This window comes from Stenotrophomonas sp. 610A2 (genome assembly GCF_030549615.1).
Lineage (GTDB): Bacteria > Pseudomonadota > Gammaproteobacteria > Xanthomonadales > Xanthomonadaceae > Stenotrophomonas > Stenotrophomonas pigmentata.
This window is the reverse complement of record NZ_CP130832.1, coordinates 1,290,925-1,310,177: the sequence shown is the minus strand read 5'-3', so window position 1 is coordinate 1,310,177 and position 19,253 is coordinate 1,290,925. Positions and strand designations below refer to the sequence as shown.

The 19,253-nt window shown below is 62.3% G+C and carries 17 protein-coding genes and 1 tRNA gene; 8 read left to right on the top strand and 10 right to left on the bottom strand.

Annotation, left to right across the window (positions count from 1 at the left end; genetic code table 11):
• Window positions 1-64: 64 nt before the first annotated feature.
• The 4 genes from fabD to Q5Z11_RS05875 form a co-directional block, all read right to left on the bottom strand.
• Entirely contained in the window at window positions 65-1,009 is a 945-nt protein-coding gene (gene fabD / locus Q5Z11_RS05890; RefSeq protein WP_303749117.1) for an ACP S-malonyltransferase, read from the bottom strand.
• Window positions 1,010-1,556: 547 nt separating this feature from the next.
• Window positions 1,557-2,522: a beta-ketoacyl-ACP synthase III gene (locus tag Q5Z11_RS05885; RefSeq protein ID WP_303749116.1), complete on the bottom strand. Its 966-nt coding sequence runs from the start codon at window positions 2,520-2,522 to the stop codon at window positions 1,557-1,559.
• A gap of 91 nt (window positions 2,523-2,613) precedes the next feature.
• Window positions 2,614-2,811: a 50S ribosomal protein L32 gene (rpmF, locus tag Q5Z11_RS05880; RefSeq protein ID WP_282270713.1), complete on the bottom strand. Its 198-nt coding sequence runs from the start codon at window positions 2,809-2,811 to the stop codon at window positions 2,614-2,616.
• Between the two features lie 108 nt (window positions 2,812-2,919).
• On the bottom strand, window positions 2,920-3,426 hold the full coding sequence (locus tag Q5Z11_RS05875) for a YceD family protein (protein ID WP_303749115.1): 507 nt from the start codon (window positions 3,424-3,426) through the stop codon (window positions 2,920-2,922).
• A 114-nt stretch (window positions 3,427-3,540) separates the two neighbouring features.
• Here Q5Z11_RS05875 and Q5Z11_RS05870 point away from each other — a divergent pair, with 114 nt between their 5' ends.
• On the top strand, window positions 3,541-4,113 hold the full coding sequence (locus tag Q5Z11_RS05870) for a Maf family protein (protein WP_303749114.1): 573 nt from the start codon (window positions 3,541-3,543) through the stop codon (window positions 4,111-4,113).
• A 146-nt stretch (window positions 4,114-4,259) separates the two neighbouring features.
• On the opposite strand, the gene Q5Z11_RS05865 is transcribed toward Q5Z11_RS05870, so the two are convergent.
• Window positions 4,260-6,101: an ArnT family glycosyltransferase gene (locus Q5Z11_RS05865; protein ID WP_303749982.1), complete on the bottom strand. Its 1,842-nt coding sequence runs from the start codon at window positions 6,099-6,101 to the stop codon at window positions 4,260-4,262.
• 61 nt (window positions 6,102-6,162) lie between these two features.
• Here Q5Z11_RS05865 and Q5Z11_RS05860 point away from each other — a divergent pair, with 61 nt between their 5' ends.
• From Q5Z11_RS05860 to Q5Z11_RS05845, 4 genes are read left to right on the top strand one after another with little or no spacing between them, the layout of a single operon-like run.
• Complete coding sequence (locus Q5Z11_RS05860) at window positions 6,163-7,089, top strand: AAA family ATPase (protein ID WP_303749113.1); 927 nt, start codon at window positions 6,163-6,165, stop codon at window positions 7,087-7,089.
• A 1-nt stretch (window position 7,090) separates the two neighbouring features.
• Window positions 7,091-8,047, top strand: coding sequence for a DUF58 domain-containing protein (locus Q5Z11_RS05855; protein ID WP_303749112.1), 957 nt, complete (start codon window positions 7,091-7,093; stop codon window positions 8,045-8,047).
• A complete protein-coding gene (locus Q5Z11_RS05850; protein ID WP_303749111.1) occupies window positions 8,044-9,999 on the top strand; it encodes a transglutaminase TgpA family protein in 1,956 nt (651 codons plus the stop codon). The genes Q5Z11_RS05855 and Q5Z11_RS05850 overlap by 4 nt, the downstream gene beginning before the upstream one ends.
• Window positions 9,996-10,520, top strand: coding sequence for a Slp family lipoprotein (locus Q5Z11_RS05845; RefSeq protein WP_303749110.1), 525 nt, complete (start codon window positions 9,996-9,998; stop codon window positions 10,518-10,520). The genes Q5Z11_RS05850 and Q5Z11_RS05845 overlap by 4 nt, the downstream gene beginning before the upstream one ends.
• A gap of 200 nt (window positions 10,521-10,720) precedes the next feature.
• On the opposite strand, the gene Q5Z11_RS05840 is transcribed toward Q5Z11_RS05845, so the two are convergent.
• The 4 genes from Q5Z11_RS05840 to dnaX form a co-directional block, all read right to left on the bottom strand.
• Window positions 10,721-11,068 carry a histidine triad nucleotide-binding protein gene (locus tag Q5Z11_RS05840; protein ID WP_296252765.1) on the bottom strand — a complete coding sequence of 116 codons (348 nt, stop codon included), beginning with the start codon at window positions 11,066-11,068 and terminating at the stop codon, window positions 10,721-10,723.
• Between the two features lie 50 nt (window positions 11,069-11,118).
• Complete coding sequence (gene recR, locus Q5Z11_RS05835; protein ID WP_282270729.1) at window positions 11,119-11,718, bottom strand: recombination mediator RecR; 600 nt, start codon at window positions 11,716-11,718, stop codon at window positions 11,119-11,121.
• 107 nt (window positions 11,719-11,825) lie between these two features.
• Window positions 11,826-12,146, bottom strand: a complete 321-nt coding sequence (locus tag Q5Z11_RS05830) for a YbaB/EbfC family nucleoid-associated protein (RefSeq protein WP_057629296.1) — start codon at window positions 12,144-12,146, stop codon at window positions 11,826-11,828.
• Window positions 12,147-12,152: 6 nt separating this feature from the next.
• A complete protein-coding gene (gene dnaX / locus Q5Z11_RS05825; RefSeq protein WP_303749109.1) occupies window positions 12,153-14,186 on the bottom strand; it encodes a DNA polymerase III subunit gamma/tau in 2,034 nt (677 codons plus the stop codon).
• A 138-nt stretch (window positions 14,187-14,324) separates the two neighbouring features.
• Between dnaX and Q5Z11_RS05820 the strand changes: the two genes are divergently transcribed.
• Together Q5Z11_RS05820 and Q5Z11_RS05815 are read left to right on the top strand one after the other, a co-directional pair.
• A tRNA-Ser gene (locus Q5Z11_RS05820) sits at window positions 14,325-14,417 on the top strand.
• 82 nt (window positions 14,418-14,499) lie between these two features.
• Window positions 14,500-15,930, top strand: a complete 1,431-nt coding sequence (locus Q5Z11_RS05815; RefSeq protein ID WP_345783905.1) for a site-specific integrase — start codon at window positions 14,500-14,502, stop codon at window positions 15,928-15,930.
• 1,141 nt (window positions 15,931-17,071) lie between these two features.
• Here the strand turns inward: Q5Z11_RS05815 and Q5Z11_RS05810 are convergent.
• Window positions 17,072-17,596, bottom strand: a complete 525-nt coding sequence (locus Q5Z11_RS05810) for a hypothetical protein (protein ID WP_303749107.1) — start codon at window positions 17,594-17,596, stop codon at window positions 17,072-17,074.
• A gap of 219 nt (window positions 17,597-17,815) precedes the next feature.
• Here Q5Z11_RS05810 and Q5Z11_RS05805 point away from each other — a divergent pair, with 219 nt between their 5' ends.
• A complete protein-coding gene (locus Q5Z11_RS05805) occupies window positions 17,816-19,183 on the top strand; it encodes a site-specific integrase (protein WP_303749106.1) in 1,368 nt (455 codons plus the stop codon).
• The last annotated feature ends 70 nt before the right edge of the window (window positions 19,184-19,253 follow it).

Below are 19,253 nucleotides of genomic sequence, written 5' to 3'. Positions count from 1 at the left end.
CACCGCGCACGCGCAGCGCCCATCATGACCATGCGCAGGCTACGCCCGCGCGGCGATCGCTTGCTCAGTTGGCCCACTCTTCCAGCGCACCGGCAAAGTCTGCCGGGGTGGCGAGCGAACGGCCTTCGATGTTCTTGTCGATGCGCTTGACCAGACCGGTCAGCACCTTGCCCGGGCCGCATTCGGCGACGCGGCTGACACCACGTGCGGCCAGCGCCTGCACGCAACCGGTCCACTGCACCGGCTGGTACAGCTGCTGCACCAGCGCCTGACGGATGGCGTCCACGCCGTCATGCACCTGTGCATCCACGTTCTGCACCACCGGCAAGGCCGGCTGCTGCCACGCCAGGCCGTTCATCACGGCTTCCAGGCGATTGGCGGCTTCGCGCATCAGCGGCGTGTGCGACGGCACGCTGACGGCCAGCTTCACCGCCTTGCGCACGCCCTTCTCGGCCAACAGCGCGAGGGCGCGGTCGACCGCGGCAGCGTCGCCGCCGATCACGATCTGACCGGGCGAATTGAAATTGGCTGGGACGACGACCTGGCTGCCAGCAGCCTCGGCGCAGACGTCCAGCACCAGCGCGTCTTCGGCGCCGAGCACGGCGGCCATTGCGCCAACGCCGGTCGGGGCGGCGTCCTGCATCAGCTGGCCACGCAGGCGCACCAGATGTGCGCCGTCGTGCAGCGTCAGCGCGCCGGCAGCGACCAGCGCGGTGTACTCGCCAAGGCTGTGACCAGCCAGAACCGCCGGCTGTGCGCCGCCCTGTGCATTCCACAGGCGCCATACGGCGATGCTGGCGGCCAGCAGCGCCGGCTGGGTGAATTCGGTGCGATTGAGCTGCTCTTCCGGGCCGCCCTGCGACAAGGCCCACAGATCGACGCCCGCGCCTTCGGAGGCCTCGGCAAAGGTTTCACGGATCTGCGGATGCAATTCAGCCAGTTCGGCCAACATCCCAATGGATTGCGAGCCCTGGCCGGGGAATACGAAAGCGAGTCGGGAGTCAGTCACGCGGTCTTCTGCTGCTTCAATCGAAGGCCGGAATAATAAGCGCGAAAGCGCCCGCCCGTCTGTACTGGCGCGTATGCAGCAGCACCGCCCTGTAGTGCCGAGCCATGCTCGGCAGGGGCGTTACCAGTAAACCCTTAGCGCGCATGCGGGCTTTTCTTTGTAGGAGCGGCGTAAGCCGCGAAGCCACTGCGACGTCAACGGCGGCAAAGCACCCCTCCCCAACCCTCCCCAACCCTCCCCTTGCCTGCGGCAAAGGTAGGGAGCCATGCACGTGCTCGCGCAGATGCAGGTATACCTGTAGTGCCGAGCCATGCTCGGCAGGGGCGTTATCGGTAAAGCCTCTGCCGAGCATGGCTCGGCACTACGGGCTGGTTTTGCGCTGTAGGAGCGGCGTAAGCCGCGAAGCGCAAAGCCCCCTCCCCAACCCTCCTCTTGCCTGCGGCAAAGGGAGGGAGCGCAATGCCGAGCCATGCTCGGCATACAGGTGGCACCAACGACAACGGGCAGCCATTGGCTGCCCGTGCGGTGTACGTATTGCAGGAGACGCTTAGTAGCGCAGCAGCGCCGAGCCCCAGGTGAAACCGCCACCGAAGGCTTCCAGCAGCAGCAACTGGCCACGCTCGACACGACCCGAACGGATCGCGGCGTCCAATGCCAGCGGCACCGAGCCCGACGAGGTGTTGCCGTGCTTGTCGACGGTGACCACCACGCGATCCATCGGCATTTCCAGGCGCTTGGCCGTGGCTTCGATGATGCGCAGGTTGGCCTGGTGCGGGATCAGCCAATCCAGGTCGGACTTGTCCAGGCCGTTGGCCTGCAGGGTCTCATCAACAACCGAGTCCAGCGCCTTGACGGCGTACTTGAACACGTCGTTGCCCTTCATGTTGATCTTGCCCGGCTTGTCGAAGCCGACCGAGACGCCAACCGGATCCCACAGCAACTCCTTCTTGCTGCCGTCGGCATGCAGATGGGTGCTGAGAATGCCGGTGTCTTCGTCGGCCTTGAGCACGACGGCCCCCGCGCCATCGCCGAACAACACGCAGGTGGTGCGGTCGGTCCAGTCAACGATACGGGTCAGGGTTTCCGCACCGATGACCAGGACGTGCTTGGCATCACCGCTGCGAATGAATTTGTCAGCCACGCTCAGGGCGAAGATGAAGCCCGAACATGCTGCATTGACGTCAAACGCCGCCGAGCCGGTCGCGCCAAGGCGGGCCTGGATCAAGCAAGCGGTAGACGGGAAGATCAGATCCGGCGTGGTCGTACCCACGATGATCATGTCCAGCTGCGAGGCCTCGATGCCTGCTGCTTCCAGCGCGCGCACGGCGGCGTGGTAGCCCAGGTCACTGGTGGTCTCGTCTTCGGCAGCGATGTGCCGCTCACGGATACCCGTGCGCGACTCGATCCACTCGTTGGTCGTCTCGACGATCTTGGTCAGATCATCGTTGGTCAACACTTTCTCGGGCAAATAACTACCAGTGCCCGCGATCCTCGAGTAGATCCGCTTGCTCATGCTGTTTCCTATTGCGCGAAGCCGCCCGTAGGCGGCCCCGGAAGAATCGGTGCAACAACCGCCACACTCTGGTGGCGGCAGCCGTCACAAATCAATCTTCTTCGACGACCAGGGTCGACTTGGTCGTGATCACCTTCTTGCCGCGGTAGAAACCGTCAGCAGTGATGTGGTGACGCAGGTGCACTTCACCGGTGGTCGGATCGGTGGACAGCTGCTTTGCGCTCAGGGCGTCGTGGGCACGACGCATGCCGCGGCGGGACGGGGTAACACGGGATTTCTGCACAGCCATGGGATTGCTCCAAACTCGGTTTCGTTTGCTTCGTCGTTTAATTGCACAGGACGCCAGCGTCCAGCACTACTCGCTTTCGCCGCAGCCGCCGACGATTACCGGCCACAATTATTTCTTCAGCGCCGCCAATGCCGCAAAGGGATTGGCCTTGCTCAATTCTTCTTCGGTCGCGGTGAAGTCACGTTCGACTGCCTCGCTTCCAGGTGCCAGTGCTACCACCGGCACCGCCAACACCAACTCGTCTTCCACCAGGTCCAGCGGACGCAGGCTGCCGTCTTCGGGCACCAGCATCGCTTCGTATTCCTCTGGAAGCGCAGATTCTTCTTCCTCGTCCTTGATCAAGCCCAAGCGCTGCTTGATCGACACCGGCAGCAGGAAACGCTGCATGGTGCGCTGACAGATCAAGGGCAGCTCGGTCTCGATGGTCAGATCGACGTAGGACACCTGCAAGATGCTGTCTCGATCGAACTCCAGTGAATACGTGCACTGGCCTTCAGTATCGGCAACCAGACCCTGCAAGCGGGTCAATTCGGACAAAGGCACCTGGCCATCAAAGCGCCTGCGCGCCATGACCATCCGCCAAGCATCCAGCAATTCGGGTACGTTCGCGGACATAAGCTGCAGAATGTTAAGGAGTAGCCACGCCGCTGTCAAATCCAAGCGACGGAAACATTGTCAGACCGGGGGTGGCGCAGCAGACTGGCCGTCCCGAGCTGCGTATTTTTACACATGAAGCCCCTGATTCTCGCCTCCACGTCACGATATCGCGCCGAGTTGCTTAACCGGCTCAGGATTTCGTTCAGCTCAGCCGCTCCGGATGTGGACGAAACCCCTCTTCCGGGCGAGCCGCCCGCTGCGCTGGCGCACCGCCTTGCCGCCGCCAAAGCTGCTGCCGTGGCCCGTCAGCATCCCGGCAGTTGGGCCATCGGCTCGGATCAGGTGGCCGAGCTGAATGGGCAGCCGCTGGGCAAACCCGGCACCCGTGAAGCGGCCTGCGCCCAGCTGGCGGCGATGTCCGGCCATGAAGTGCTGTTCCATACCGCCGTGTGCCTCAGTGATGGTGATGCGCAGCTGCAAGCCACCGATCTCACCCGCGTGCGCTTCAGGAGCCTGCAGATGGCGGAGATCGAGCGCTACATCGATGCCGAGCAGCCTCTGGACTGCGCCGGCAGCTTCAAATGCGAAGGCCTGGGCATCAGCTTGTTCGAGGCCATCGACAACAGCGACCCCACCGCCCTGATCGGCCTGCCGCTGATAAAGACCTCCCAACTGCTGCGACAAGCCGGGTATCAGCTGCCCTAGCCTGTGGCTTCACCATCGCCCGGGTAAGCCCAGTACACCCGGGAACCAGTGATCTACCGGTAACTCAGGTTCTCCGCCAACAGCCCAGGGTGCGCTGGGCTTACCCGGGCCATGGCTTGTCGAGCTGCCGCCAGCGGTAAGCGGTGCTATTTGGTCTTGAACGGCTGCTCGGCCCAGGTTTCGACGCTGCCGTCGTTGCCGTGCAGGCGCAGGCCCAGCCAATGCGTGCCAGGCTTCAGCCCCGAGGTATCCAGGCGTGCGTCAAAGCCGGTGCGTGGATGCTGCGGATCGTTGGAAATCTTCCAGGACGGACGCACATCGTATTCGCGCCCGTAAACGGCATCGCCCACGCTGCGGCCATCGAGCAGCATCTCTACACGCGACAGGCCAACGCCGTCCTTGAACGCCCAGCCAGTGACGTCCAGCGTGCCATCCACGAGCTGACCAGCCAGCGGGGTTTCCACCCACGCCATCGCCGGCGTCACGCACGCCCCCTGCTGCTTTTCAGCCGGCAGGCGGAACAACAGGAAGCGCTGGAAACCATGATCGAGCGAGATCACTTTCGGCGGCGGCAACGGCCCTACCAGCTCGCAGACCTTGTGGTAGCGATCAAGCAGATCGCGGTAACGCTGGTCACCCGGCGCCAGCACCAGCAGCACCGGCGTGGAGCGGCTGCCGTCGCTGATCAGCTTCCACAAGGCCAGCTGCGCGGTGCGTCCATGGCGGTCATTGAGCGCATGCGGCAGCACCTTGATTGAAGGGTTGTCGAGACGGAAACCGAGCTCCGCGCCGACCTTGAAGCTCCCCGCCAACAACTGGGTATCGGCTGGCATCTCCGAGAGCTCTTCGCGTACGCCTTCTGCCAGCTGCTGCCAGCCGGCGAAGTTGCGCGGGTAGTACTTGCTGCCCGCCAAATGCTCACGCAGTGCGGGCGAGGCCGCGAACAGGTAGTAAGTCATGGCCAGCACCAGCCCCAGCGAGGCCAGCACCCACAAGGCACGCCGCCAGGCGCGTGACCAATGATTGAGCAGTGCAGGTACGCAGACCAGCAACGCCAGGTAGCCAGGCAGCGGCCAATGGAAGCTGACCCGCTCCACATCGGTGAAGAAGCCAAGCAAGAAGATCAGCAAGGTTGAAGTCGCACCGACCAGTGCGAAGTAACGCCATTGCAGGTGATGGAATCCGCCCCGCACGCTGCGCAGGCCCTTGCCCGCAACCACCACCATCGCCGCGAACAACAGCGGAGTCACCAGCAGCGGCTGGATCACCAGGAACAGCAAGCCTTCCGAATGGAATGCCCAGGGATGGCGCTCGATTACCTGGAACTTGAGCCCAGCGTCCTGGTTGTCCAGGTTCCAGGCCAATAGTGGCAGCCACGCAGCAACACCTACCGACAAGGCAATCCACACACGCGGATCGCGCAGCACCCTGCGCCCTTCCGGCAACAGCATCATCGCGATGAAACCAACGCCGATCACGCCAATGAAACGGTAGTGACTCAGCGCGCCGATCAACAAGCCGCCGGCCAGCAACAGCGCACCGCCAGCACCCACGCCACGCAGCAGGCGCGCCCCAGCGTCCAGGCAAAGCAGCGCGGCAATCGCCATCGGCACATCCGGCACCGCCAGGATGCCCAGCGTCGCCGACAACGGCATCAACAAGGCCAGCGAACCCGCGCGCCAGCCCATGCGCACGCCGAACCAGCGCTTGCAGATACCCGCAACCATCCACGGCAATGCCGCGCCCATGATCAGGAACGGCAGGCGCACACCCAAACGATGATTACCAGCAACTTCAACACCCAGCCGCGTCAACCATGCGGTCAAGCCGGGCAGGTCCGAATAGGCGGCGGCCAGATGCTGACCTTCCTGCCAGTAGAACGCTTCGTCCACAAAAAGGGGCAATTGCGAAGCCAACAGCACTTTCGTCGTGGTGACCAGCACCCACAACACGAGGAACGTTAGGTATGCGCGTTGCTCACCCCTGATTGCCACGTACACTTCCTTCAGACCAAAAATCGAGACGACCATGACAGTGGCGCCGCCCGGAATGCTAACCGAAGTAACACTACAGTCCCTATCGGCAGCGCAACAGCAGGTCAATTCCCTACTGCTGGGCAAGGCCCAGGAAGTACGCATGGCCTTTGTCGCGCTGCTGTCCGGCGGGCATCTGCTGATCGAAGACCTGCCCGGCCTCGGCAAGACCACCCTGGCCCATGCGATGGCATCCAGCCTCGGCCTGCAGTTCCAGCGCGTGCAGTTCACCTCCGATCTGCTGCCTGCCGATGTGCTCGGCATCTCGGTCTACGAAGCGCATAGCCGCAGCTTCCAGTTCCATCCCGGCCCGGTGTTCTGCAACCTGCTGCTGGCCGATGAAATCAATCGCGCGCCGCCGCGCACGCAGAGCGCCCTGCTCGAGGCGATGGCCGAGCAGCAGGTGACGTTGGATGGCGTGACTCACCGGCTGCCGGATCCGTTTTTTGTGATCGCCACCCAGAATCCGGTCGACATGTCGGGCACCTTCCCGCTGCCCGATTCACAGCTGGATCGCTTCCTGCTGCGCCTGACCCTGGGCTATCCCAATGCCGAGGCCGAGCGCGCCCTGCTGGCAGGGGAAGACCGCCGCGAGCTCATCGCACGGGTTACGCCCTGCCTTTCCGAGCAGGACATCCGCATGCTGCGCGACGCGGTCAGCCAGGTGCATGCCAGCGATGCATTGGTCGATTACGTACAGGCGCTGCTTACCCGCAGCCGCCAGCATCCGGGCGTGCGCGTCGGCCTGTCGCCGCGCGCCGGTATCGCCTTGCTGCGCGCTGCCAAGGCACATGCGCTGCTGCTGGGTCGCCGCCATGTGATTCCGGAAGACGTGCAAGCTTTGTTCATCGCAGTCGCCGGGCATCGCCTGGTCGCCGAAGCGGAGGCCTCCTCCGGTCCAACGCTTGCCCGCACCATCCTGCACAGCGTGCAGGTGGACTGAAGTGCTGGCAGCGTTGCGGCAGCGCCTGCAATCACTGCAGTTTCTGGCCCGCCCACGGCAGCCGGAACAACTGCCGATGCAGCTGGACCGGCGCCGCATCTACGTGCTGCCAACCGGCTTCGGCCTGTTCCTGGCCGCGCTGCTCGCGGTGATGGTGCTGGGCGCCTTGAACTACAACAACAATCCGGCGCTGTTGTTGGCGCTGGTATTGGCCGCAACCGCGCTGGCGAGCACCGTGCAGGCGCATCTGCAGCTATCCGGCCTGCGCCTGGAAGCCATTTCGGCCGACCCGGTAGCTGCGGGCAATCCCATCCGCCTGCGCCTGGCGCTGGCGCGTGGCGACCGCCGCCCGCGCCGCGCCCTGCAACTGGACTACAAGCAATCCAGGACCCACCTCAATCTGGAACAGGACAGCCAGGCCGAAGCCGATCTGTGGCTGCCAACGCTTCGGCGCGGTTGGCTGGATATAGGGCGCATCCGCGTTGCGACCACCCAGCCGCTCGGCCTGGTCCGCGCCTGGGCATGGTTCTGGCCGGATTCGACCCTGCTGGTCTATCCCGCGCCGGAAGCCAATGCACCGCCGTTGCCGGATGCAGGCAGCGCTTCCACCCGCACGCGCGTGCATCCGCAGGGCGAGGAACTGCAGCAGATGCGCCCCTACCGCACCGGCGACTCACGTCGCAGCATCGCCTGGAAGCACTCGGCGCGGCGCGACGAATTACTGGTGCGCGAGTACGAACGCCCCTACGGTGCCGAGCTGGTATTGGACTGGCAGCAGCTGCATGCCCTGCCCCACGAACGCCGCATCTCACGGCTTGCGCGTTGGGTGGATGATGCCGAACGCGAAGGCCGCAGCTACCAGCTGCGCCTGCCCGGGCAACCACCGCTGGGGCCAGCCAGTGGCGATAGCCATCGCCACCTCTGCCTGCGCGCCTTGGCGCTGATGCCAGACGCATGAAGACACCCTCACCCGCACTGAGCGCCGGCAGCCGCCTCTGGATCAACCTGGTCACTGCACTGTCGCTACTGCCCTTGCTGCTGCAGCTGCCCGGCGTGCTGGCGGTGCTGTTCGGCATCACCACCTTGCTGGTGGCGCTGTGGTCATGGCGACGCAGCATGCCGCTATTGCTGCGCCTGCTATGGATCGGTTTGATGCTGGGCTGCATCTACTGGCAGATGGGCGCCAATCCCGGCCGCGACAGTGGCTGCGCGCTGTTGGCGGCAATGCTGGCGATCAAGTCCAGTGAACTGCGCACCTTGCGCGATGCGCGCAGCCTGATTGGCTTCGGCCTGTTCGCCCCGTTCGCCGCCTTCCTGCTCGATCAGGGCCCCACCACCTTGCTGATGTCGGCCGCTGCCGTGGTTGCGGCGCTGCTCGCCTTGCAGCGTGTTGCCGATGAGGACGTGGGCATCACCCATCTGCCACCGCGTGCGCAGCTGCGCACGGTCGGTGGATTGATGCTGCTGGCGCTGCCCTTGGCGCTGTCGGCCTTCTGGCTGGTGCCGCGCCTGCCAACGCCGATGTGGGGCACGCCGGAGCGCTCGGTCGGGCGCCCCGGTCTGTCCGACACCATGCAGCCGGGCGGCTTGAGCGAGATGATGGCCGATGACAGCCCGGCCTTGCGGGTCGAGTTCTTCGGCCCGGTGCCTGCGCAGGACCAACGCTATTGGCGCGGCCCCGTGCTCACCCGCTTTGATGGCCGCCGCTGGTCACGCGTGCAGAGCCAGCGCACCGAGCGCATGCCCAGCGTGACCAACAGCGCGCAGCGCTGGGATTACCAGATCGAATACGAGCCCACCGATCGACGTGAGCTGGTTGCACTCGACCTGCCCTTGCAAGCCCCAGCAGGCAGCCAGCTGGATGCCGACTACAGCCTGATCACGCCGCAACCCCTCACCGCGCTGACCCGCTGGCGCATGCAATCCAGTCCTGCCGCTGCATTCCAGTCCGAGCTGCCCGCCCGCCTGCGCCGGCAAACCCTGCAGCTGCCGGACGGCTTCAATCCGCGTACGCTGGCACTGTCCAGACAATGGCGCAGCGAGGCCGGCAATGATGACGCCGCGCTGGTGCAGCGCAGCCTGGACTGGATCCACCGCGAATTCGCCTACACCTTGAACACGCCGCTGGCCGGCCGCCATTCCGTCGACGAATTCCTGTTCGACCAGAAGGCCGGTTACTGCGAGCACTTCAGCGCCGCCTTCGTGGTGCTGATGCGTGGCGCAGGCGTTCCAGCACGTGTTGTCACCGGTTATGCCGGCGGCGTGCGCAACCGCTTCGGCAACTACTGGGTGGTGCGCCGGCTTGATGCGCATGCCTGGGCCGAAGTCTGGTTGCCGCAGCGCGGCTGGGTGCGGGTTGATCCCACTGCGGCGGTCGCCCCGGAACGCATCTACGACACCTTGGAAGACCGCATCGGTGACAACGACGGCGGCGCCGGACTCAACCTGTCCGGCCGTTGGAGCAGCCTGCTGCAGTACAGCGACTACCTGCGCCGCGGCTGGAACACCGCCGTGCTGTCCTTCGACGCAGAACGCCAGCAGCGTCTGCTCAGCGGCATCGGCATCAAGCAACTGAGCCCCTCGCAGCTGGTTGCCCTGTTTGCCGGCTTTGCTGTCCTCACCATCGGCCTGATGGCCTGGCTGCTGGCCCGCGGCGAGCGCCAGCGCGACCCGCTGTTGCGCGCCTGGCACCGCCTTGACCGTCGTTATCAACGGCTGGGGCTGGGCCGCGAGCCCTTCGAGACCGCCAGCGACTGGGCCATTCGCGTCGACCGGGCCCGACCTGGCAGCGACCTGCTGGCGCTCAGCCAGCGTTTCACTCAGGCGCGCTACGCTGGCGTCCGATCGGATGTCGTTTCATTATTGGCGGACCTGCACAGGCACCGCCCGAAACCCGGAGTACGAACATGAACACCCGCATCCTCCTCGTTGCCGCCGCCAGCCTGGTGCTGGCTGCCTGTGCCACGGCGCCCAAGCCGCTACAGGGACAGTTCACCCCCGTTTCGCCTCGTGACGCGGTGGCGCAGAAGCAGACCGGCGCGCCGGTACGCTGGGGCGGCCGCATCATCGAAACCATCCCTGGCCAGGGCGAAACCTGCTTCCAGATGCTGGCCCGCCCGCTCAACGCCAGTGGCCGCCCGAGCACCACATCCAGCGATGCCAGCGATGGCCGCTTCCTGGCCTGCCGCAGCGGCTTCTATGATCCGGCGGTATTCGAGCCGGGCCGCGACGTGACCTTCATCGGCCGCATCGATGGCTACCAGAGCACCAAGATCGGCGAATACGATTACCCGCTGCCCAAGCTTTCCGCCGACGTGGTCTACCTGTGGCCGGTACAGCGCGAAGTGGAAGTAGTGCCCGCCTACCCGTACGGCCCGTGGGGCCCGGGTTGGGGTCCCGGCTGGGGCTGGGGTTACCGCGGTTGGTGGTAACAAACTGAAAACGCCGCCCAAGGGGCGGCGTTTTCTTTTGAGTGTTTTTTGTAGGAGCGGCGTAAGCCGCGAAGCCACAGATCCCTCCGCCGCAAGCGACATGGCGCAATCGGAAACTGCTGGATCGCGCGAACAGGCTTCGCAGTTGCTTGGTTGCTACCGACTTCGCGGCTAACGCCGCTCCTACAAAAGCAGCTTTCTCACGCGCCGAAATGCCCCAACGGCGCACCTGCCAACAAATGCAGGTGGATGTGGAACACGGTCTGACCGGCATCTTCCCGGCAGTTCATCACGATCCGGTAGCCGTTCTCGGCGAAGCCTTCCTGACGTGCGTACGCCGCAGCCGCCAAGGCCAGCTTGCCGATCAGATGCGCCTGCGTCGGCTGCAGGTCATCCAGGGTCGGGATGACCTCGTTCTTCGGGATGAAAAGCACATGCACCGGCGCCTGCGGGGCGATGTCCTTGAAGCCCAGCACTTCATCGTCTTCGTAGACGATGGCGGCGGGAATTTCGCGGCGGATGATCTTGCCGAAAATGGTGTCGGTCATGTGGGAGCTCGCTGCAGTAAACGACCTACAGCTTACAACCCCGGCGCGGCTTATTCGCCGACTTCGCTGCGGCTGCCGAAGGCGTGCGACAAGGTGCCGCGATCCACGTATTCCAGCTCGCCCCCCAGAGGCAGGCCCTGCGCCAGGCGGCTGGGACGCACCTTGTTGCGACGAGCCAGCTGCGCCAGGTAATGCGCGGTGGCCTCACCTTCAACAGTGGAGTTGGTGGCGATGATCAACTCGGTGACCTCGCCCTGTGCCAAGCGCGTCTCCAGCTGATCCAGGCCCAGCTCGCGCGGGCCGATGCCATCCAGCGGTGACAAGCGCCCCTGCAGCACGTAATACACACCGCGGTAGCTGGTTGCATGCTCGATCGCCAGCCGATCAGCAGGTGATTCGATCACGCATAGCATCTGCCGCTCACGGCTGCTGCTGGCACAGACCGGGCACAGCTCGGTTTCGCTGAAATCGCGGCATTGCTTGCAGTGGCCGATTTTCTCGATGGCCTCGGCCAGCACTTCCGACAAACGCTGGCCGCCGTCACGGGCACGCTCAAGCACGTGGTAGGCCATGCGCTGGGCCGTCTTCTGGCCAACGCCGGGCAGCACGCGGAAGGCTTCGATCAGTTGTTCCAGCAGCGGCAGGCTCATCGCAACGGTCTCATCACAGCAGGCGTATCGCTAAAACAAGCGCGCGAAGCCCGGAGGCTTCGCGGCGCGGGGACGTGCATGCGCCGGACCAGCCGGCGCGGGCCACATCAGAACGGCAGCTTCATGCCCGGCGGCAGCTTCATGCCCGCGGTGGCCGAGCCCATGCGGCTCTGCGATTCGGCGTCGATCTTGTTGGCGGCGTCGTTGAACGCGGCTGCGATCAGGTCTTCAGCCATTTCCGGATCGCTCAGCACCGACGGATCGATGCGCACCTTGCGGCACTCCTTGGTGCCACTCAGGGTCACGCTGACCATGCCGCCGCCGGCGCTGCCGGTGACTTCCAACTTGGCGATTTCTTCCTGGGCCTTCTGCAGGTTTTCCTGCATCTTCTGGGCCTGCTGCATCATTTGGGCGATATTGCCGCGCATGGTTTTTTACTCTGTGAAAGGACGGATGGAATCGGCCACGACCCGTGCACCCTGCTGTATCAGCTGCTGCACCTGGGGGTCGGCCATGAACACGGCTTCGGCCGCGGATTGCTGTTCACCGCGCTGACGATCTGCGCGCTGGTGCAAGGTCTCAGCCTCGGCGTTGCCAGTCTCAATGAGGATCTTGGGCGTGCTACCCAAGGCCTGTGACAGCGCCTGCGCCAAGGCATTCAAGGCGCGCTCAGACTGCAGGTATTCAAAGCCCGGCAACAAGGCCAGCCGCAGCACACCGTGCTGGAAGCTGACGAAGGCGGCATTGGCGGCCAGCTCGCGCGACGGACCACTCAGGCCGCTGTCGTCGATCAGGTCCAGCCATTGTTCTGCGTCGTTCAAGCTGCGCCCGCCCTGCGACGGTGGCGGGGCAACTGGTTCAGCGGGTGCTGCAGGCTCGATGGCGATGCCGGTCGGACGCACTGGCTCGGCCTGCTGAACCGGCTGCGGCGCAGCGACAGGCACCGGCTTCGGCGCCTCAACCGGTGTTGCAACGGGCATCTCAATGGCTTCGGGCGCTTCCCCCATGGCCATTTCGGCCGCCATTGCCTCATCGCGCGCATTCGCTTCAGCCGCCTCAACCGCCCATGGTGGGAGATCTTCGTCGGCGGCTGCGGGCTTGGCGGCTTGAACCGGGGCCGTAGCTGCAACCGGAGCTTGCACGGGCTCAGGCGCGGGCGCTGCGGGTACCGGCGCAGGCGCGGCTTGCTGCGGCACGATTGCTGCCGGTTCGGGCACAGGCTCGGGCTTGGATTCCGGCGCTGGCGCGACTGCAACTGGTGCAGCCTGCGCTGCAACCGGCTTGGCGGCTTGCGCCGACGCTGCGGCAGCAGCTGGTGCGGCTTGCGTGTTGCCGCCAACACCTGCGCCAGTCCCGGAGGCGGTGCCTTCTGGCGTCGCCGGTACTGCGCCTGCAGGGCGGAACGCCAGCATGCGCAGCACAGTCATTTCAAAGCCCGCACGCGGGCTGGGTGCCAGATGCAGGTCGCGACGGCCGCCAAGGGCCATCTGATACCAGAGCTGCACCACTTCCGGGCGCAGACGCTGGGCAAACGCAATCGCGTCAACGCCCTCGCCCGGCACAACAGTGCCCGGCACCAGCTGCTGCACCTGGATGCGGTGCAGGCCTTCGGCCAGGGCATCCAGCACCCCGCTCCAGTCCGGCGAAAACTCCGCCAGCCCGGCAACCACCTGCAGCAAGCGTGCACCTTCGCCATCGGCCAGGGCATCGAGCATGGCGCTGACTTGAGTGCGATCGACCGTGCCCAGCATGGTGCGCACCACGTCGTCGCGCAGCGCGCCGCCGGCATAGGCGATGGATTGGTCCAGCAGCGACAAGCCGTCACGCAGCGAGCCATCGGCCGCGCGTGCCAGCTGCACGATCGCGCTGTCGTCGAACTCGATCTGCTCGGCGGTCATGATCCGGGTCATCTGCCCACGGATCTGCTCCTCATCCAGACGCTTGAGGTTGAACTGCAGGCAGCGGCTGAGCACCGTGACCGGCAGCTTCTGCGGATCAGTGGTGGCCAGCAGGAACTTCACGTGCTCGGGCGGCTCTTCCAGCGTCTTCAGCAGCGCATTGAACGCCGCCTTGGAGAGCATGTGCACTTCGTCGATCAGGTAGACCTTGTACTGCCCACGCGAGGGCATGTACTGGGCGTTCTCGATCACCTCACGGACGTCGTCGACGCCGGTATTGGACGCGGCATCGATTTCCAGCAGGTCGATGTAGCGGCCGGCATCAATGTCCAGGCAGGCCCGGCACTGACCGCAGGGGTCGGCACTGGTGCCGTTCTCGCAGTTCAGCGATTTGGCGAAGATGCGGGCAATGGTGGTCTTGCCGACACCCCGGGTGCCGGTGAACAGAAAGGCGTGGTGGACGCGGCCACTGTCGAGCGCATTGCTGAGCGCGCGGACCACGTGTTCCTGGCCCACCAACTCGGCAAAACGCTTCGGACGCCACTTGCGGGCAAGGACGAGATAGGACATCAGGCAACCGTCTTCATCTGAAGCCCCATTGTGCCATGGCCGACCCATTCCCCAGCACCCGCCCAGGGGGTGCTTGTGAACGGCCGCCAGTCCCTATAGAATCCACGCCCCTGCCGAGGCATTAGCGCGGCAGGATCCGGAGAGGTGTCCGAGTGGTTGAAGGAGCACGCCTGGAAAGTGTGTAAGCGTCTAAACCGCGCTTCGGGGGTTCGAATCCCCCTCTCTCCGCCAGATTACATAAACCCCTGATTCGTCAGGGGTTTTTTGTTGGCAGAGAGAAATCCGCAGGGACACAAATCGGGACACACTTCCGATGCGCATTCCTCACTATCTGACACGCTCGCCCTCTGGTGCCTACACCTTCCGCTTGCTGGTGCCTCGTCACCTACGAGACACGCTAGGCCGAAAGGTCATCAAGCGCAGTCTGCACACCAACGACCTGATGACCGCGCAAACCTCTGCGCTCTCTCTGTACAGTCAATGCCGACGACTGTTTGGAGGGCAAGGGATGAGCAAGACGTTGGAGGAATTGCTGGCAAGTGCACAGCGCGCCAAACGCACGGATTGGGCGCTGGAACGCGACCCGTTCGGCAACATCATCAAGATGCAGGCCGATGGCCCCGAAGACCACAGGCGCTTTATGGAAGCGTTGGAGGCCGTGGGCCATTTGTCCACGTCCAACGCTCCACCCGTTTCCGTTGCCCCTATCCCTCCGAAGGCGACCGTTGCCAAGGTGCTGACACTGGGCCAAGCAAAAGAACTCTGGCTAACCGCCATCGAGCCGGCAACCATCCCTAAGACGCATACGATTAAACGCACGGCGATTACGCAATTCACCGCATACGTTGGCGCAGACACGAAACTGCCGGAGATTGCCCGGCCCGACGTGGCTAACTTCTTCCAGCATCTGCGCAACGGCAATATTTCAACGCCCACCATCGTCAACAAGTCCTCCTACCTCAAACACTTTTTTGAGTGGTGTTCGGCGTCTGGCTACTACCCAGAGGGCACGAGCCCAACGGTCGGACAAGTCAGTTACAAGAAACGCGAGAAGCGCCAACGCCGAAAATTTCGCTTCAAAGAATTCACGGCCGAACAGGTGCAACAACTGTTTGACCCTGCCAATTTTGCGACCTTGCCCCTTTCCAGCCGCTGGGCGGTAGTGATTGGCCTGTACACGGGGGCGCGCGTAAGCGAGGTAGGGCAACTGCATTTGAAAGACGTGGCAGAAGTGAACGGCGTGCTGTGCTTCAACCTCACCGATGACGGCGAGCACCAGCATCTGAAAACCGATGTATCAATTCGCGCCGTCCCCGTCCATCCCGACCTACTTGCGCTCGGCTTCGCCGACTACATCAAAACAGTGAAAGCGCAAGGCTCGAAGCGAGTTTTTCCCAATGCGAAAGACGGCGTAAAGAACGGCGCAGGCAACTGGATTACAAAAGCATTTGGGCGCTATCTGCAAGACCAGACAAAGGGCTGGGATAAATCCAAACGCGGGTTCCACTCCCTGCGCAAAACGTTCATCCAAGAGATGCAGGGCGTTGGCGTAGCATCTGAACTGCGTGCGCAAATCGTTGGGCACGAACTGGACGACGAACACCACGACACCTATTCCCGCGACTTCACCCCAAGCGAAAAAATGTCAGGAGTGAAATCCGAAGACTTCAATTCCGCAGGAATGAAGGCTGTGACCTACGGGCTGAAAACCAAAGAATTGCGGGCACTACTGACGCATCCCTAAAAAATCGCGATGGTGTTAACGGCGGGGTCACATCCCCGCTGATGCTGTTATCTCCACCCAGCCCCGATAGCCCCCTTTGAGGGGGCGTTATCGGAAGGGGGTGTTTCGCTTTTCCGCGTAGGGTTCAACGGTGAACAGCATTGTGGTCTACGACCTTGAACGCATTGCACGTTTTGCCTAGATGCCAACCCATTGGGATTGCTTGCGCCAATGTTGGGGAAGGGGAGCGTTCCCCTTCCCCGCATCTTGCGATGCTCCCCAACCGCCGACGCGTTGCGGGCTGGCGCCCTTTCGCGTCTTCCTCGTTGCCTCGGTTGCCTTCGGCCCCTGCAACTCGTTCGCTTTGCTCGTAGTAAGCGGGCAATAGTGCCCCTAGGGAAAAACAAATAGTTTTCCGTGCGGAGGTATGATCACGCTGGACTTACAGCGCTCTAGCGGATGATGTAATTCATTCCGCCTTGGGGTGTTCACCGCATTACAGCAGCGTGCCTCAGGTCACCCCACACAACTACAGTCGTTGTGCCCATCTCTCTGACAGCGCTACAGCATCGTCTAGCGCGTGCTCGCAGATTGAACTGCTAGTGTCTATGACCGAGAACGACTCTGCGATTCTTCACGTGGGTTTTTCACCACTTACACAGAGAGGGACGTATGTTCGACACCGCACAGACCATTACGATTTTCGGACGTTGTAGCGAGTTGGGCTTGATTTTTTTCGATTGCTTGTTACGTTGAAGTCAGGAGCAATCACTGCTTGGGTATCGCAAAATCTTTCTTTGCCGTACTCGCCACTTGGTTCGTTACACCTCGTGGCCATATCTTCAAAGTAAAACAAAACCGCTCTATGTCAAGAGCGGTTTTGCTTTTTGTGCGTTATGGCTCTTCAGTGTCGTGTGTCTGGTGTGTTGATGTTGTCGCGTTCAGCGTTGGTGTGCAATCTGATGGATTGAAGCACAAAGCAAATAAGTACTGATACAGCAATCGCACCTCGGGTGTCGGCTGTCATTGCATCGAAATCCATCGAAACCATTGATGCGACTGGGTTCCGAGTGTCGGCGCACCCCGCCGGCAAAAACGGTTGTTTTTACGCTGAAATCGTTACATCGCAATGACCTTTGTGTCGGCGCATTGATGAAAACCATCATTGAGTGGTGCCGTGTTTTTGGTTGTCGTTGTCACCTTGATGCAACGACAACAACAAGAAGACAAAAGCAACAACAGAGAGAGTGAAAGAGCAAAAGCACAACAACGACAGAAGAACCAACGACAGCAACGACAGAAGCAACAGCAACAGAAAAGTTTGAGTGTTGAGAACTGGTGAAATCCGTTGAGGTTGGGTTGATGAAGGGCGGCGGCAACGACGAAAAAGCGCAGGTGGAAAAAGTTGGGTGGTGGAGCAGTGGGGTGGAGCAATAGCAAAGAACAGAAGCAAGCGCGAACGAAAACCGGACAAGAGCAACAGCAACAGCCGGGGGGATGGGTTTGAGTGGTTGTCGGGAAATGTTGAATTGAAGATATGCACATGTCGCACCTGCGGTTTTTGTGCACGTATGTACGTTTGAGTGCTTTTCTTCTGGAAAGCATTGGAGTGCAACGCTTTCAGCGTAATACGCTCTGGAATACGATTGTTGGCCAGAAATGCTCTCAATCCGTTGCGGCGCAACACTTTCCAGCGTATTCCAAATTTTCACAGGGTCGCGTGTTTAATCACTTACACGACCTCGCAAAAATTTGCGCTGAAAATTTTTCAGTGCTAACAGTACGTCACAAGTAGTGACCGCTCGCAACGATATCATTGCGCTGAAAATTTGTACAAAAATTCATCACGTCGATTCAGCGCAGTGCGACCACTTGCGCAACTTCGCGAATCTGATTAGATGAAGTGATGAAACAAAAACGTCCACACACCGACAACAGCGCTGACCATTCTCGGACGGTTATACCGTCCGAGAATGGGGGGAGTGTTGACGGGGTGGAGCGAGAGCGTAACCCCATAAGGCAACACGGGGGCACAGCCCCCACGGCGGTTTGTGACATACAAACCGCCGCAACTGCGCACGATGTTCACCCCTCACCCCTGTGTGAGGCGTGGACGAGTAAGCACGAAAAAAAACTAGAGCGCGATAAAAAATATCACGAGAGGCAGGGCATTGCGTCGGGTAAGACGTGGACACTTGAAGCCGACAAGTACACGCGGAACGTTCTCGCCGACTACCCAGCACGCGAACTCAACACAAGAACAGCGGGCGAATATCGGCGGGTCTATGCCCGCTTGGTCAGCGAAGGTGTTACCGCGTGGGAGAAAGCAAACAGCGCCCAGCACTGGAACAAACTGCGAACCGCCTGCCGTTGGATGATGGCGGAGGATGCGCGTGCGTGGCGTGTGCTGTCCGAGCAAGCGCGAAAAGCCGGAGACATTGCCCGCGCCCAAGAGTGCACGGCGGAAGCGTGGCGTTTGGCCGTTGCACTGGACGAACAATTTTTAGCCGCAGGTCATCCAACTTGGACAGACAAAGCGAGGGCAATGAAAGCGAGCGGCCAGAAGCCCGTAGACAAGTCCAAGAGGCGCACCTGTGCGCCTGCGGCCGATATTGCATCCTGCGCCCTACTAACCAGACATCAGCGGGACACGCGGCTGGCAGAACGGCACAGCGAGCGGCTGGCGGTGCTTGCGCTAACGGGTTGCCGCCCCGCCGAACTGCAAGCCGGCGTAGTGATTCGCTTATGGCACGACAGCAAAGGAAAACAAGCGATCGTGTTGGAAATCAAGGGCGCAAAGGTGAACGAGCAACGTGGGCACGCTGTGCGTTGTCTGGGCTTCCCCGTTGCAGGTGCTGGGAGCGCGGTGCAGGCGTTGGCGCAGTTGTGCGCCGAGCGTGGCGGACGCTACACCCTCACCACCACGCCTGCCGATTGCAGGAGCCTCAACCGTGCATTGCAAGCCAGCGGCCTGAGTTGCTACTCGTTTCGACATACGATTGGAAGTGATTTAAAAGAGGCCATAGCGAGCGGAAAATCCACACCAGAAAAGGCAGCAGAGGTAATGGGCCACCGATCCACTTTGTCCCTCTCCTATTACGGAAGCCGCAGCCGTTCTCGAAGCGGCAGGGCGATTGAGGCTAGGGCTTTGAACGATGTGAGAGTCTTACCTGTGTCATATGAAGCCAAAGCCGAAGCCCGTATCAAAGCAAAAGCTAATTCTATGGGTATGCGCTTTGCGCCCCAGCCGAAGCCGAAGCCTCCACGCACTTAGTCATATCCATTCCGAGCTAAAATGCCCCCAACCCTTGGTAGCCCCCTTCCCTAGCAAAAGGTCTTAGTTG

Bases quoted from the DNA above. Each gene is read 5' to 3' on its own strand.
- Q5Z11_RS05885 (WP_303749116.1), bottom strand. From the start codon at position 2,522: ATGAGCAAGCGGATCTACTCGAGGATCGCGGGCACTGGTAGTTATTTG.
- rpmF (WP_282270713.1), bottom strand. From the start codon at position 2,811: ATGGCTGTGCAGAAATCCCGTGTTACCCCGTCCCGCCGCGGCATGCGT.
- Q5Z11_RS05875 (WP_303749115.1), bottom strand. From the start codon at position 3,426: ATGTCCGCGAACGTACCCGAATTGCTGGATGCTTGGCGGATGGTCATG.
- Q5Z11_RS05870 (WP_303749114.1), top strand. From the start codon at position 3,541: ATGAAGCCCCTGATTCTCGCCTCCACGTCACGATATCGCGCCGAGTTG.
- Q5Z11_RS05860 (WP_303749113.1), top strand. From the start codon at position 6,163: ATGCTAACCGAAGTAACACTACAGTCCCTATCGGCAGCGCAACAGCAG.
- Q5Z11_RS05850 (WP_303749111.1), top strand. From the start codon at position 8,044: ATGAAGACACCCTCACCCGCACTGAGCGCCGGCAGCCGCCTCTGGATC.
- Q5Z11_RS05845 (WP_303749110.1), top strand. From the start codon at position 9,996: ATGAACACCCGCATCCTCCTCGTTGCCGCCGCCAGCCTGGTGCTGGCT.
- Q5Z11_RS05840 (WP_296252765.1), bottom strand. From the start codon at position 11,068: ATGACCGACACCATTTTCGGCAAGATCATCCGCCGCGAAATTCCCGCC.
- recR (WP_282270729.1), bottom strand. From the start codon at position 11,718: ATGAGCCTGCCGCTGCTGGAACAACTGATCGAAGCCTTCCGCGTGCTG.
- Q5Z11_RS05830 (WP_057629296.1), bottom strand. From the start codon at position 12,146: ATGCGCGGCAATATCGCCCAAATGATGCAGCAGGCCCAGAAGATGCAG.
- dnaX (WP_303749109.1), bottom strand. From the start codon at position 14,186: ATGTCCTATCTCGTCCTTGCCCGCAAGTGGCGTCCGAAGCGTTTTGCC.
- Q5Z11_RS05815 (WP_345783905.1), top strand. From the start codon at position 14,500: ATGCGCATTCCTCACTATCTGACACGCTCGCCCTCTGGTGCCTACACC.
- Q5Z11_RS05805 (WP_303749106.1), top strand. From the start codon at position 17,816: ATGAAACAAAAACGTCCACACACCGACAACAGCGCTGACCATTCTCGG.